10 protein-coding genes are annotated in these 15,407 nt (G+C 73.5%); all 10 read left to right on the top strand.

Annotated elements, in window-relative coordinates:
• The first annotated feature begins 135 nt into the window (after positions 1-135).
• The 10 genes from QK440_RS38790 (at position 136) to QK440_RS38745 (ending at position 15,295) form a co-directional block, all read left to right on the top strand.
• Positions 136-1,482, top strand: coding sequence for a glycerophosphodiester phosphodiesterase family protein (locus tag QK440_RS38790; RefSeq protein ID WP_282797973.1), 1,347 nt, complete (start codon positions 136-138; stop codon positions 1,480-1,482).
• 575 nt (positions 1,483-2,057) lie between these two features.
• Positions 2,058-3,146 carry a ParB/RepB/Spo0J family partition protein gene (locus QK440_RS38785; protein WP_282797972.1) on the top strand — a complete coding sequence of 363 codons (1,089 nt, stop codon included), beginning with the start codon at positions 2,058-2,060 and terminating at the stop codon, positions 3,144-3,146.
• A gap of 492 nt (positions 3,147-3,638) precedes the next feature.
• A complete protein-coding gene (locus tag QK440_RS38780) occupies positions 3,639-4,910 on the top strand; it encodes an extracellular solute-binding protein (RefSeq protein WP_282797971.1) in 1,272 nt (423 codons plus the stop codon).
• 2 nt (positions 4,911-4,912) lie between these two features.
• Positions 4,913-5,926 (top strand): sugar ABC transporter permease, encoded by a 1,014-nt coding sequence (locus tag QK440_RS38775; protein WP_282797970.1) that lies wholly within the window; start codon positions 4,913-4,915, stop codon positions 5,924-5,926.
• Between the two features lie 2 nt (positions 5,927-5,928).
• Positions 5,929-6,780: a carbohydrate ABC transporter permease gene (locus QK440_RS38770; protein WP_282797969.1), complete on the top strand. Its 852-nt coding sequence runs from the start codon at positions 5,929-5,931 to the stop codon at positions 6,778-6,780.
• Positions 6,781-6,816: 36 nt separating this feature from the next.
• Positions 6,817-8,469 (top strand): glycoside hydrolase family 13 protein, encoded by a 1,653-nt coding sequence (locus QK440_RS38765; protein ID WP_282797968.1) that lies wholly within the window; start codon positions 6,817-6,819, stop codon positions 8,467-8,469.
• Positions 8,466-9,539, top strand: a complete 1,074-nt coding sequence (locus tag QK440_RS38760; protein ID WP_282797967.1) for a LacI family DNA-binding transcriptional regulator — start codon at positions 8,466-8,468, stop codon at positions 9,537-9,539. Before QK440_RS38765 ends, QK440_RS38760 begins: the two co-directional genes overlap by 4 nt.
• Before the next feature lie 196 nt (positions 9,540-9,735).
• Positions 9,736-12,414, top strand: coding sequence for a pullulanase-type alpha-1,6-glucosidase (gene pulA, locus QK440_RS38755; RefSeq protein ID WP_349239352.1), 2,679 nt, complete (start codon positions 9,736-9,738; stop codon positions 12,412-12,414).
• Positions 12,415-12,653: 239 nt separating this feature from the next.
• Positions 12,654-13,922 (top strand): cellulase family glycosylhydrolase, encoded by a 1,269-nt coding sequence (locus QK440_RS38750; protein WP_282797966.1) that lies wholly within the window; start codon positions 12,654-12,656, stop codon positions 13,920-13,922.
• Positions 13,919-15,295, top strand: a complete 1,377-nt coding sequence (locus QK440_RS38745; RefSeq protein ID WP_282797965.1) for a glycoside hydrolase family 6 protein — start codon at positions 13,919-13,921, stop codon at positions 15,293-15,295. The genes QK440_RS38750 and QK440_RS38745 overlap by 4 nt, the downstream gene beginning before the upstream one ends.
• Positions 15,296-15,407: the final 112 nt, after the last annotated feature.

Genomic DNA, 15,407 nt, shown 5'->3' with positions numbered 1-15,407 from the left:
GCGGCCGGGGGCGGGGCGGGGGGCCGCGCGCGGGCGCGCGCCCCCCCCCGCCCCCCCCCGCCCCCCCCCCCCCCCCCCCCCCCCCCCCCCCCGCGCCGCCCCGTCGCCGCCCTCGCCGCCGTCTGCGCGCTCGTCGTGCTCGGCGCCGCGCCGGACGCGGTCGCGCGCGCGGCGCCCCAGGAGACCGCCGCCGACCGCGCGTACCGCGACTTCCTCGACCGCGGCGCCGACGCCAAGGTGATGACCGTCGCCCACCGCGGCCAGTGGCGCGAGGCGCCCGAGAACAGCCTCGCCGCGGTACGGGCGGCCTTCGCGGACGGCGCCGAGGTCGTGGAGGTCGACGTACGGCTCACCAAGGACAGCGTCCCCGTCCTCATGCACGACGCGACCGTGGACCGCACCACCGACGGCAGCGGCCGCGTCGCCGACCTGACCCTCGCCGAACTGGCCCGCCTGCGCCTGCGCAAGGGGCTCGGCGGCGCCCAGGCCCCGCTCACCAGGCAGCGCGTCCCCACGCTCGCCGACGCGATGCGCGTGGCCAAGCGGCGCGGCCTGGTCAACCTCGACAAGGCGTGGGACGCCCGGGAGGAGGTGTGGCGGGTGCTCACCGGCACGGGCACCGTGCGTAACGGCCTGTTCAAGTCCGCCGCTCCGGTGGGCGAGGTGCGGGCGTTCCTCGCGGAGCACCGCGGCGCCCTGTACGCGCACACGCTCGACGACGACAACCGCGGCGCCGTGGAGGAGTTCGGCGGGGAGCAGCCCCTCGCCTACGAGGTCGGCTTCGACAAGACCGACGACGCGGTGGCCGACCCCGCGTTCCTGCGGCGGCTGCGGTCGACCGGCCGCGTCTGGATCAACAGCATGGAGGACGACCTCGCCGCCGGGCACACCGACGAGGCCTCGCTGATCGACCCCGCGCGCGGCTGGGGCGCGCTCCTGCGCACCTACGGGGCGAACGTCATCCAGACCGACAACGTCGAGGCGCTGGAGGAGTACCTGGCCACCGGGCAGGCGGCCCCGGTGCCGCGCGGCGCGGTACGCGTCCAGGGCGAGGCCTACGCCGAGGGCGGCGAGGGCGTCGCCTACCACGACACCGACGCGGACAACCGCGGCGACGGCCCCGGCAGGCCCGGCGAGGGCGTCGACGTCTGCGACCACGAGGGCGCGATCGCGGTGTGCTGGATGCGCGGCTCGGAGTGGCTCACGTACCAGGTGGACGTGGCGCGGGCCGGCCGCTACACCGTGGCGGCCCGCGTCTCCTCGCCGTACTCGCCCGCCGGGACGTACCGGATCGCCCTCGGCCGGGGCACGCCGAGCGGGCCCGTCGCCGTCGGCGTCACCACCCATCACCGCGCCTTCGAGCTCCAGCGCAGCCGCGTCACGCTGCGCCTGCCCCGCGGCCGCCACACGCTGCGGCTGTCCCTGGACGAGGGCGCGTTCCAGAACTGGAACCTGGACTACCTCCAACTCGAGCCGCGCTGACGGCCCGTCCGGCGGGGCCCGCCCGTCGCGCACGTCCCGCCCCGGCGCCGTGCCTCACGCACCTCACAGACCTCACGGACTTCACGGATTTCACAGCGCGGTCCAGAGCCGTCGCGGGCACCGGCGCGCGGGAGCACCGCAGGGGTGTCCAGGCCCCGGCACGCCTGCTATTGAGGGGTACCCGGCCGGAAAGCGCGTTGTTAAGGTGAGCGTGTCCGGCCGACGGTACGGCAGCGCGGCAACGGCGGCAGCCGGGGTGACGGCGCAACGACAACGGGGCAACGGAACGGCCGGACGACCACGCGACGACAGCTGCTGCCTGACCAGCAGTCGCTGAGGGAACCACCGGCGCGCGGCATCGCCGTCGCCGTTCGACACGTGCCTGTGCGGCGCCTTTCGCCCGCACGGTCCGTTCTCGTCATACGGACATCCACGGCGCGTCTTCGGCACCGCGTACTTCTGGGGAGACGTCCGCGGTGCCGGTGCCGTGGCTCACAACGGGGGAGACACAGTGACGGTGACCATCGCGAGCCTGCCCGTGTGCGGCGTTCCACGGACCGCGGGGGTGAGGTGAGTTGACCATCCCAGGACCCCCGCGCGTCGACCGGCGGGAGGTCGTCGACGTCGAGATCGCCGCGCTGTCGACGGCCTGTTCGCCGAGGCTCTCCGGAGTGGACACGGACCACGTGGAGGTGCTCGCAGCGGTGCGCGCGGCGCTGCCGCCCATCACCGTGCACCACCCGACGATGCGGGTCATCGACGGGTTGCACCGCGTCCGGGCCGCGGAGCTGCGCGGCCGCGCCACCATTCCGGCCAGGTTCTTCCACGGCGCCGAGGCCGACGCGTTCGTGCTGGCCGTCGAGGCCAACATCGCCCACGGCCTGCCGTTGACGACGGCCGACCGCAAGGGCGCCGCCCGGCGCATCATCACCTCGCACCCGCACTGGTCGGACCGCATGATCGCCTCGGTCGCGGGCATCGCGCCGGGCACCGTCGCCGAGATCCGCCGGCGGGCGCCGGGCGGTGCCCGCGGGACAAGCCGCCTCGGCCAGGACGGCCGGGTCCGCCCGGTCAACGGCGCCGAGGGACGCAGGCTGGCGGGCGAGATCATCGCCGCCAACCCCGGCCTGTCGCTGCGCCAGGTCGCCCGGGCCGCCCGCATCTCGCCCGAGACGGTCCGCGACGTACGCAACCGCATGCTGCGCGGCGAGGATCCGCAGCTCCGCCGCGGCGGGCGACCCGCGGGCCCGGGCGGAGCACCCGTCCGGCGCGGTGGCTCCGGCCCGGTGGCCGTGCCCGACCACGCCCCGCCCCGGAACCTCGCCCCGGCACGGGCCCTGGACCGCGCCCCGGCCCGCAACCAGGTCCAGGACCGCAACCAGGTCCAGGACCGCAACTTGGCCCCGGGCCGTGCCCCGGCGCAGGACCGCGCCGCGGCCGTGGAGCGGCTGATGGCGGACCCCGCACTGCGGTTCAGCGAGACCGGGCGGACGCTGCTGCGGCTGCTCACCCTGCACACCCTCGCCCCGGCGGACTGGGACAGGATCATCGACCAGGTACCGCCGCACTGCGGGGGCATCGTCGCCCGCCTCGCCGTCGACTGCGCCGAGATGTGGGCGGACGTCGCCGAGCGCGTCCAGCGGAAGGTCGCCGAGACGGCCTGACACGGTCCGGGCCCGCCGTCCAACCGCGCAATCCTGCCGGTCGGGCGGGCAGTTGGCCGGTCGGGCAGGCGGTTTGGCCGGTCAGGCGGTGGGTGGCGCCGGGCCCGCCGCCCGCGCGGCGGCCACCTCGCCGAGCGGCTGCGGCAGGGGCCCCGTCCGACCACCTCTCCGCTGGAACGAACGTTCTATCCAGCCGGATGATGTGTCACCCCCCCCCCGGGCAGGCGGGCCGAGCACCCACTCCTTGCGCAAACTTGCGACGGGTTCCGGCGGCGGTAACCGCAACCCGCAGGACACGTGCCGGTAACGATCGCCGGTTCTTGCAGAAAATCCCCGCAAGGTCTTTCGAGACGTTTGCAAGCCTGTTACGTTCCTGCCAACCCGGCGCCGCGTCCGAGTGCGGCCGGCAGGAGGCACCTCTTCCGTCTCCCCCTCTTCCGGGTCATTCCGGGACCACCCCGGGTCTCTCCGGGACCAGTTGAAGGAGTTCACATGCGGCGTGGCATAGCGGCCACCGCGGTGGTCGCCGCCCTGGCGCTGACAGCGGCGGCGTGCGGCGGCGACGACGGCGGCAGCGGGAAGAAGAGCGGCGGCAAGCTCTCCGGCACCGTCACCTTCTGGGACACCGCGAACGACGCCGAGAAGGCGACGTACGAGAAGCTCGCCAAGGGCTTCGAGGACCTCCACCCGGGCGTGAAGGTCAACTACGTGAACGTCCCGTTCGGCGAGGCCAACGCCAAGTTCAAGAACGCCGCGGGCGGCAACTCCGGGGCCCCCGACGTGATGCGCACCGAGGTCGCCTGGGTCGCCGACTTCGCCAACCTCGGCTACCTGGCCCCGCTGGACGACACCGCCGCGCTCGACAAGCCCGGCGACTACCTGCCGCAGGCCGCCGCCAGCACCAAGTTCAAGGGCAAGACGTACGCGGTCCCGCAGACCATCGACACCCTCGCGCTCTTCTACAACAAGAAGATGCTCAAGGACGCCGGCGTCACGGTGCCCAAGACCTTCGACGAGGTGAAGTCCGCCGCGAAGAAGATCAGGTCGAAGTCCGGCAAGACCGGCCTCTACCTGCGCGGCGACGACCCGTACTTCTACCTGCCGTACCTCTACGGCGAGGGCGGGGACCTCCTCGACACGGGGAAGAAGGAGATTACCGTCGACGGCGCCGAGGGCGGCAAGGCCTTCGCGGTCATGAAGGACCTCGTCGACTCCAAGGCCGCGGTCACCGACGCCAGCGACGGCTACAACAACCAGCTGAACGCCTTCAAGGACGGCGACGTCGCCATGGCGCTCGACGGCCCCTGGTCGATCGAGGGTGCCCTCGCGGGCAAGCAGTTCAAGGACGACAAGGCCAACCTCGGCGTCGCGCCCGTGCCCGGCGGCAGCGCCCGCCAGGCCTCGCCGCAGGGCGGCTGGAACCTCGCCGCGTACGCGGGCTCCAAGAACCTCGACGCCTCCTACGAGTTCATCAAGTACATGAGCTCGGCGAAGGTGCAGCAGCAGACCACGGAGAAGCTCAGCTTGCTGCCCACCCGCACCTCCGTGTACGAGGTCAAGTCCGTCAAGGACAACCAGATGGTGCAGTTCTTCAAGCCCGCCGTCGACAAGTCCGTGCAGCGCCCCTGGATCCCCGAGGGCAACGCGCTGTTCGAGCCCGTCCGCCTCCAGATGCAGAAGGTGCTCAGCGGCAAGACCTCGCCCGAGGGCGGCGCCAAGGGCATCGGCGACGCCTACCGCAAGCTCCTCAAGGACTACAAGTAGCGATGGCTGTCGAGAGCGGCCCCCGGGTGGCCGGGGCCGCGGACGCCCGGGGCGGCGTCCGCGGCCGCGCCCCCCGCACGGACAAGAACCCCGGACGCCTGCGCAGGGCGCTGAGCACCCACTGGTACGCCTGGGCCATGGTCGCCCCCGTGGTGACCGTCATCGGCGTCATCGTGGGCTACCCCCTGGTGCGCGGCCTGTACCTGTCGACGACGAACGCCAACGAGGCCAACGTCGAACGCAGCATCGGCGTCAACCACATCCCGGCGACGTACGAGTCCGTCGGCCTGGACAACTACAAGGCCATCCTCGACGACGGCGTCTTCTGGGACCGGCTCACCTGGACCGTCATCTGGACGGTGTCCTGCGTCGCCCTGTCGTTCGCGCTCGGCCTGGTCCTCGCGAACATGCTCAACCGCAAGCTCAAGGGCCGCTCCTTCTACCGGATGGCGCTGATCCTGCCCTGGGCGGTGCCCGCCTTCGTCTCGGTCTTCACCTGGCGTCTGCTCTTCAACGAGAAGAAGGGCGTCCTCAACAAGATCCTCGAAGGCGGCGGCATCGACGCCGTCCCCTGGCTGAACGACCCCACCTGGGCCAAGCTCTCGGTGATCACGGTCAACGTGTGGCTGGGCGTGCCGTTCATGCTCGTCGCCATGCTCGGCGGCCTGCAGTCCATCCCGGGAGAGCTGTACGAGGCCGCGGAGATGGACGGCGCGAGCGCCTGGCAGCGCTTCCGCCACGTCACCCTGCCGGGCCTGCGACCCGTCGCCACCACCGTGGTGCTCATCAGCGCCATCTGGACCTTCAACATGTTCCCGGTGATCTTCCTGCTGACCCGGGGCGGCCCGGGTGACGCCACCGAGATCCTGGTGACGTACGCCTACCGCCTGTCGTTCGTCGTCAGCCCCCGCGACTTCGCCGGCTCCGCGGCCTGGGGCGTGCTCATCCTGGTGCTCCTGTCGCTCTTCGCGGTGGTCTACCGCCGCGCGCTCCGCAAGCAAGGAGAGGTGTGGTGACCATGAGGAAGAACAGCACGCCGCGGGCGCGCGGCGAGCGCGGCCCGCTCGCCTCCGTCGCGCTGCACACCACCCTGCTGATCGCCAGTGCCGTCGCGGTGCTGCCGCCGCTGTGGCTGCTCGTGACGTCGTTCAAGCCGCAGAGCGAGGCGTTCTCCACGGCCCTGGTCAAGGACTTCACGCTCGGCAACTACGACCACGTCCTGAACGACACCAAGTTCCTGGACTGGGTGGGCAACTCCCTGTTCGTCGTCGGCCTGACCACGGTCATCGGCGTGTTCATCTCCGCGACCACCGGGTACGCGGTCAGCCGGTTCAGGTTCCCCGGCATGCGGCCCCTGATGTGGCTCCTGCTCATCACGCAGATGTTCCCCGTCGCCGTGCTCATCGTGCCGCTGTACAACCTGCTCGCGAGCATGGAGCTGCTGAACCAGCCCATGGGCCTGGTGCTCACCTACCTGACCATCGCGGTGCCGTTCTGCGCCTGGATGATGAAGGGCTACTTCGACACCATCCCGGTGGAGATCGACGAGGCGGGGCGCGTGGACGGGCTCAACCCGTTCGGCACCTTCTGGCGGCTCATCCTGCCGCTCGCCAAGCCCGGCCTCGCCGTCACCGGCTTCTACAGCTTCATCACCGGCTGGGCCGAGGTCGCCTACGCCTCCGCGTTCATGACCGGCGAGGAGAACCTCACCCTCGCGGGCGGCCTGCAGACCTTCGTCAACCAGTACACCAGCGACTGGGGTTCGCTGACGGCCGCCGCGGTCATCGTGGCCGTGCCCGCCGCGGTGATCTTCGGGTTCGTCCAGCGCCACCTCGTCTCCGGCCTCACCGCCGGCGCGACGAAGTCCTGACACCCCCCGCACCCGCCACCACCTCTCAGGGAAGACATGACCCAGCATCTCGCTGCCCCCGCCGCCGCCCCCACCTCCGGCACGCGTACGGACTGGTGGCGCGGCGCGGTGATCTACCAGGTCTATCCGCGCAGCTTCGCCGACGCCGACGGCGACGGCATGGGCGACCTCGCCGGCGTCCGCATCCGGCTGCCGTACCTGAAGGACCTGGGCGTCGACGCCGTCTGGCTCAGCCCGTTCTACGCCTCCCCGCAGGCCGACGCCGGGTACGACGTCGCCGACTACCGCGCCGTCGACCCCGTGTTCGGCACCCTGTACGACGCCGACGCCCTGATCCGCGACGCCCACGGCCTGGGCCTGCGCGTCATCGTCGACCTGGTGCCGAACCACTCCTCCGACCGGCACGACTGGTTCCGGCGCGCCCTGCGGGAGGGCCCCGGCTCCCCGCTCCGGGACCGCTACCACTTCCGCCCCGGCAAGGGCGAGCACGGTGAACTCCCGCCCAACGACTGGGAGTCCATCTTCGGCGGCCCCGCCTGGACCCGGGTCGAGGACGGGGAGTGGTACCTCCACCTCTTCGCCCCCGAGCAGCCCGACTTCAACTGGGACCACCCGGCCGTCCACGACGAGTTCCGCTCCATCCTGCGGTTCTGGCTGGACCTCGGCGTCGACGGCTTCCGCGTCGACGTCGCCCACGGCCTGGTGAAGGCCCCCGGCCTGCCCGACATCGGCCACCACGACCAGCTCAAGCTGCTCGGCAGCGACACCATGCCGTTCTTCGACCAGGACGGCGTGCACGAGGTCTACCGCAGCTGGCGGCGGGTCCTCGCCGAGTACGCGGGCGACCGCATCCTGGTCGCCGAGGCGTGGACGCCCACCGTCGAGCGCACCGCCCTGTACGTGCGCCCCGACGAAATGCACCAGGCCTTCAACTTCCAGTACCTGGGCACGTACTGGGACGCCGCCGAGCTGCGGAAGGTCATCGACAGCTCCCTCGCCGCGATGCGCCCCGTCGGCGCTCCGGCCACCTGGGTGCTCTCCAACCACGACGTCACCCGGCACGCCACCCGGTTCGCCAACCCGGCGGGCCTCGGCACCCAGCTCCGCACCCCCGGCGACCGGGCGCTCGGCCTGCGCCGCGCCCGCGCCGCCACCCTGCTGATGCTGGCCCTGCCCGGCTCCGCCTACCTCTACCAGGGCGAGGAACTGGGCCTGCCCGACGTCACCGACCTGCCCGACGCGGTGCGCCAGGACCCGTCCTTCCACCGGGCGCAGGGCCAGGACGGCTTCCGCGACGGCTGCCGGGTGCCGATCCCGTGGACCAAGGACGGCTCGTCGTACGGGTTCGGGGCGGGCGGGAGCTGGCTGCCGCAGCCCGAGGGCTGGGGCGAGCTGAGCGTCCAGGCGCAGACCGGTGACCCGGGATCGACCCTGGAGCTGTACCGCGAGGCGCTGCGCGTGCGCCGCGCCCGGCCGGGTCTCGGCGCGGGCACCGCCCTCACCTGGCTGGACGCGCCCGAGGGGGTGCTCGCCTTCGGCCGCGAGGGGTTCGTGTGCACGGCGAACACCACGGCGGACCCCGTCCGCGTGGCCGCCCCGGGCACGGTGCTGCTCGCGAGCGGGCCCGTCGAGGTGACCGGCCCCGAGGTGGAGCTGCCCGCCGACACCACTGTCTGGTGGGCGGTGTGACGACCTCCCCGCCGCGGGACGCCGACCGGAGCCCCCGTGACTCCGAGCGCGGCGCCCCGCGGCTCGCGGACATCGCCGCCCAGGCCGAGGTCAGCGAGGCCACCGCGAGCCGCGTCCTCAACGGCAAGGCGGGTGTCGCCGCCGGGACCCGGCGACGGGTGCTCGCCGCGCTCGACGTCCTCGGCTACGAGCGGCCGGTGCGGCTGAAGCGGCGCAGCGCGGGCCTGGTGGGGCTGGTGATCCCCGAGCTGATCAACCCGATCTTCCCGGCGTTCGCGCAGGTCGTCGAGCAGGTCCTGGCCGGGCACGGCTACACCCCGATGCTGTGCACGCAGTTGCCGGGCGGCGCCACCGAGGACGAGCTGGTCGAGCAGTTGGAGGCCCGCGGCGTCAGCGGCATCGTGTTCCTGTCCGGACTGCACGCCGACACCACGGCCGACCCCGGCCGCTACCTCCGCCTCGCGGGCCGCGGCGTGCCGTTCGTGCTCATCAACGGCTACAACCCGCACGTCCCGGTCTCCTTCGTCTCGCCCGACGACCGCGCCGCCGTACGGATGGCCGTGCGCCACCTCGCGGAGCTGGGCCACGAGCGGATCGGGCTCGCCGTCGGCCCGTCCCGGTACGTGCCCTCGCGGCGCAAGGCGGAGGGCTTCGCGGCGGCGCTGCACGCGCACTTCGGCCTCGCGCCGCGGGAGGCCGAAGGGCTCGTACGCAACACCCTGTTCACCGTCGAGGGCGGCCACGCGGCGGCCAGCGCGCTGCTCGAATCGGGCTGCACGGCGGTGGTGTGCGGCAGCGACATGATGGCGCTCGGCGCGGTCCGTGCCGCGCGCGAGCGCGGCCTGAGCGTGCCCCGCGACTTCTCGGTGGTCGGCTTCGACGACTCCCCGCTCATCGCGTTCACGGACCCGCCCCTGACCACGGTCCGCCAGCCCGTGCAGGCCATGGCGTCGGCGGCGGTCGGCGCGCTCCTGGAGGAGATCGCCGGGAACCCCGTGCAGCGCACGGAGTTCGTCTTCCAGCCGGAGCTGGTGGTACGCGGCTCGACGGCGGCACCCCGGCGCCCGTGACGGCACGCACCCAGGCGCTCGTAACGGCAGCACACCGCCCGTGACGGCACCCCGGCGGCGCTCCTGACGGCCGCCCGCGGTGTGCTGCGAGGTCCTTCACCCCTCACCCCCTTCACCCCCAGGAGGCTCCGTGACACCGTGGACCAGCGGCCCCCGCCGCAGAGGACGTCGTACCGCGACACCGGCCCGGGCCGCCCTGACCGGCGCGCTGACGCTCGCCCTGCTGGCCGCCGCCGTGCCCCTCGCGGCTTCCGCCTCCACCTCCGCCTCCGCCGCGCCGCGGGACACCGCGCTCGACCTGTCGGTGTCCCGCGCACAGTGGATAGACCGTTCTACCGTCGCCTGGACGGTGCCTGACCCGGACGCCCGGCACGCCGAGGTGCTCTCCGCACGCGACGGCGGCCTCACCACGGAGGGCGGCGACGTCCGGGGCGCCACCGACCGCATCCGCCTCACCCGCGTCCCCGGCGGCCTCACCCCGGCGCAGCGCGCCGCGTACCCGCACCTGAAGGACTACGCGGCCTTCCGCGTGGACCCCCGCGACCGCGACCGCACACGCCGGGCCCTCACCGGGCAGCTCGCCGCCGTCCTGCGCGGCGCCGACGGCTCCGCGCGCGCCGCGACCGGCGTCCAGACCCAGGGCGTACTGGACGACCTGTACGCCCGGGCCGCGACCAGGGCCGAACTCGGCCCCGTGTTCCGGCACGGCCGGCCCCGCCTCGCCGTGTGGGCGCCCACCGCGCAAAACGTACGGCTCGACATCGGCGGGCGCACCGTGCCGATGCGGCGCGACGCGGCCTCCGGCGTCTGGTCGGCGCGCGGCCCCGCGAGCTGGACGGGCAAGCCGTACCGGTACGTCGTGACGGTCTGGGCGCCCAGCGTCCGCAAGGTCGTCACCAACAAGGTCACCGACCCGTACGCGACCGCCCTGACCGCCGACTCCCGGCGCGCCCTCGTCGCCGACCTGCGCGACCCGAAGCTCGCGCCCGCGGGCTGGAAGGACGTGCGCAAGCCGCCGGCGGTCCCGCTGCGCGACGCCCGCGTCCAGGAGCTGCACATCCGCGACTTCTCCGTCGCGGACCGCACGGCGAAGCACCCCGGCCGGTACCGGGCGTTCACCGACACCCGCTCCGCCGGCATGCGCCACCTGCGCAGGCTCGCCAGGGCCGGTACGTCGTACGTGCACCTGCTGCCCGCCTTCGACATCGGCACGATCCCCGAGCGCCCCGCCGACCAGGCGCGCCCCGACTGCGACCTGCCCTCCGGCGCGCCTGACTCCGAGGAGCAGCAGGCGTGCGTGGCGCGGACCGCGGCCAAGGACGCCTACAACTGGGGCTACGACCCGCTGCACTACACCGTGCCCGAGGGCAGCTACGCCAGTGACCCCGACGGGACCCGCCGGACGCTCGAGTTCCGCGAGATGGTGCAGGGCCTCAACCGCGCCGGCCTGCGGACCGTCATGGACGTCGTCTACAACCACACCGTGGCCGCCGGACAGGACGACAGGTCCGTCCTCGACAGGATCGTGCCCGGCTACTACCACCGGCTGCTCGCCGACGGCTCGGTGGCCACCTCCACCTGCTGCGCCAACACCGCGCCCGAGAACGCCATGATGGGCAAGCTCGTGGTGGACTCCGTCGTCACCTGGGCCCGGGAGTACAAGGTCGACGGCTTCCGCTTCGACCTCATGGGCCACCACCCCAAGGCGAACATCCTCGCCGTGCGGAAGGCGCTGGACGCCCTGACGCCCGCGAAGGACGGCGTCGACGGCAAGAGGATCGTCCTGTACGGCGAGGGCTGGAACTTCGGCGAGGTCGCCGACGACGCCCGCTTCGTCCAGGCCACGCAGCGGAACATGGCCGGCACCGGCGTCGCCACCTTCTCCGACCGGGCCCGGGACGCCGTGCGCGGCGGCGGGCCCTTCGACGCCGACCCGCGCGTGCAGGGCTTCGCCAGCGGCCTGTACACCGACCCCAACGGCTCGCCCGCCAACGGCAGCCGCGCCGAGCAGCGGGCCCGCCTGCTGCACTACCAGGACCTCCTCAAGGTCGGCCTCACCGGGAACCTCGCGGCGTACGCCTTCACCGACTCCTCCGGCCGCCGCGTCGCGGGCGCGGACGTCGACTACAACGGGGCGCCCGCGGGCTACGCGGCGGCCCCCGGAGACGCCGTGGCCTACGCCGACGCCCACGACAACGAGACCCTGTACGACGCCCTCGCCTACAAGCTCCCGCCGTCCACGGCCCCGGCCGACCGGGCCCGGATGCAGGTCCTCGCGATGGCCACCGCCACGCTGTCGCAGGGCCCGGAGCTCTCCCAGGCGGGCAGCGACCTGCTCCGGTCCAAGTCCCTCGACCGCAACTCCTTCGACAGCGGCGACTGGTTCAACGCCCTGCACTGGGACTGCCGCGACGGCAACGGCTTCGGCCGCGGGCTGCCCCCGGCCGCCGACAACAAGGACAAGTGGCCGTACGCCGAGCCCTTGTTGGCCGACCCCGCCCTCGTGCCCGGCTGCGCGCGGATCGTGGGCGCCTCGGCCGCGTACCGGGACCTGCTGAAGGTGCGTACCACCGAGCCGGCGTTCTCCCTCGCGACGAGCGGGCAGGTGCAGCGGACGCTGTCCTTCCCGCTGTCCGGCACACCGGGGGAGACGCCGGGCGTGCTCACCATGCGCCTCGGTGACCTGGTGGTCGTCTTCAACGCCACCCCGGACGGGCAGGACCAGCGCGTCGCCGGGCTCGCGGGCACGGCGTACGGGCTGCACCCCGTCCAGGCGCACGGCGCCGACGCCGTGGTCAAGTCGGCCACGTACACGAAGAGTTCGGGGACCTTCCGGGTGCCCGCGCGCACGGTCGCCGTCTTCCGTCGCGGCTGACCCCGCGGCTCTCCTCCCGGCGCCGGGACGGGGCGGCGTCCCTCGCGCGCAAGGCGGTGACGGCGTGACGACGCCCGGGCGGACCGGCGGGCCCGAAGCCGGTCAAGGGCCCCTGCGGAAGGCGCGACGCCGCACGCGTACGGCGCGGACATCTCCCGGGAGGCGGCAACCCTTTCCGCTCCCGGCGGCGACTGCACGTCACAAGCCCGGAACTTGAGCCGACCTCGAAGGAGTCGCTCATGCGCCGACCCGTACGACGAAAAGGCCCGCCCGCCCGGCGGCGGCACCCGCTGCGGACGCTCGCCGTCCTGGCCGGCGCGGTGCTGTGGGCCGCCGGACCCACCGCTCCCGCGCCCCCGGCCACCGCGCACGCGCCCTCGGCCACCGCGGACGCGAACCCGGCCACCGCGCCCGCCGCCCCGCCGTCCGCGAGCGGGGGGCGGGCCCCCGCCCCACCCGCCCTCACCGTCGCGGGCAACCAGCTCGTGCGGCCGGACGGCACCCCCCACCGGCTGCTCGGCGTCAACCGCTCCGGGGGCGAGTTCGCCTGCGTGCAGGGCTGGGGCGTCTTCGACGGCCCCGTCGACGACGCCTCCGTGAAGGCCATCGCGGACTGGAAGGCCAACGCCGTCCGCATCCCCCTCAACGAGGAGTGCTGGCTCGGCACCGCCAACATCAAGCCCGAGTACGCGGGCGCCAACTACCGCTCCGCCGTGGACGCGCTGGTGCGGCGCGTGCAGAGCCACGGCATGACGCCGGTGCTCGAACTGCACTGGAGCCACGGCCGGTACACCGGCAACTCCGCGGGCTGCGCCGACGTCCACGCGAGCTGCCAGAAGCCCATGCCCGACGCGCGCCACGCGCCCGCCTTCTGGACCTCGGTCGCCCAGACGTACGGGCACGACCCCACCGTCGTCCTCGACCTGTTCAACGAGCCCTACCCCGACCGCGCCACCCCCACCGCCGAGCAGGCCTGGGCCTGCTGGCGCGACGGCGGCACCTGTCCCGGCATCGGCTACGAGGTCGCCGGCATGCAGGACCTGGTGGACGCCGTGCGCGCCACGGGGGCGCGGAACCTCCTCCTGGTGGCCGGCATCGCGTACGCCAACGACCTGAGCCGCTGGCAGGAGTACGCGCCCAGGGACCCGGCAGGCCGTCTCGCCGCGGCCTGGCACGTGTACAACTTCAACGCCTGCGCCGACGAGGCCTGCTGGAACCGCACCCTCGCCCCGGTCGCCGCGCGCGTCCCGCTCGTCGCGGGCGAGATCGGCGAGAACACCTGCGCGCACGGGTTCGTCGACCGCGTCATGGCGTGGTTCGACGCCCGCGGCCTGTCCTACCTCGGCTGGACCTGGAACACCTGGAACTGCTCCTCGGGCCCGGCCCTGATCAGCGCCTACGACGGCACACCCACCGCGTTCGGCATCGGCCTGCGCGACCACCTGCGCTCCCTGTCCGCCCGAGAGGTCTCCCGACCCCCGACACCGGAAAGGCCTCCCCACGCATGAGCCGCACCCACCGCACCCACCGCACCCACCGCAGACACCGCACCCTCCTGCTCGCCCTCGCCACCGTCCTGGCCGCCGCCGGCGGCACCACCGTCGCCTCCGCCGGTGACGGCGGCACCAGGGCGGCCGCCGCCCGGGTCGACAACCCGTACGCGGGCGCCAAGGTCTACGTGAACCCCGAGTGGTCGCGGAAGGCCGCCGCCGAGCCGGGCGGCACCGCCGTCGCCCACCAGCCCACGGGCGTCTGGCTCGACCGCATCGCCGCCATCGCGGGCGGCAACGGCACGATGGGGCTGCGCGCCCACCTCGACACGGCCCTCCAACAGCGCGCCGACCTCGTCCAGTTGGTGATCTACAACCTGCCGGGCCGCGACTGCGCCGCCCTCGCCTCCAACGGCGAGCTCGGCCCCACCGAGATCGACCGGTACAAGAGGGACTACATCGACCCGATCGCGAGGATCCTCGCCGACCCGAAGTACGCCGGTCTGCGCATCGTCACCACGGTCGAGATCGACTCGCTGCCGAACCTCGTCACCAACACCGGGGGCCGTCCCACCGCGACCCCCCAGTGCGACGTGATGAAGGCCAACGGCAACTACGTCAAGGGCATCGGCTACGCCCTGAAGCAGCTCGGCGCCGTGCCCAACGTCTACAACTACGTCGACGCGGGCCACCACGGCTGGATCGGCTGGGACGACAACTTCGCCGCCTCCGCGCAGGTGATGCACCAGGCCGCGACCGCCGAGGGCAGCACCGTGGACAACGTGCACGGCTTCATCACCAACACCGCCAACTACAGCGCCCTGAAGGAGGACCACTTCAGGATCGACGACACCGTCGGCGGCCGCTCCGTACGCCAGTCCAAGTGGGTCGACTGGAACCGCTACACCGACGAGCTGTCCTTCGCGCAGGCCTTCCGGAACCAGCTCGTGTCGACCGGGTTCCGGCCCGGCATCGGCATGCTCATCGACACCTCCCGCAACGGCTGGGGCGGCACCGCCCGGCCCACCGGTCCGGGACCCGCGACCGACGTCGACGCGTATGTGAACGGCGGCCGGTACGACCGCCGCATCCACATCGGCAACTGGTGCAACCAGTCCGGCGCGGGCCTCGGCGAACGCCCCCAGGCCGCGCCCGCCGCGGGCGTCGACGCCTACGTCTGGATGAAGCCGCCGGGCGAGTCCGACGGCGCCAGTAGAGAGATCCCCAACAACGAGGGCAAGGGCTTCGACCGCATGTGCGACCCGACGTACACGGGCAACCCGCGCAACGGCCACAACATGTCCGGCGCGCTGCCGAACGCCCCGCTGTCCGGCCACTGGTTCTCCGCCCAGTTCCAGGAGCTCCTGAAGAACGCGCACCCGAGGCTGTAGCCCCCACCCCCCGGGGCACGGCCCGTCGTGGGGGGGGGGGGGGGGACCGCCCCCCCCCCCCCCCCCCCCCCCCCCCGCCCCCGCCCCCCCCCCACAGCCGCAGACGCGGGCG

Source organism: Streptomyces sp. CC224B, from assembly GCF_030010595.1.
GTDB classification, from domain to species: domain Bacteria; phylum Actinomycetota; class Actinomycetes; order Streptomycetales; family Streptomycetaceae; genus Streptomyces; species Streptomyces longispororuber.
This window is presented reverse-complemented; position numbering and strand designations above follow the sequence as displayed.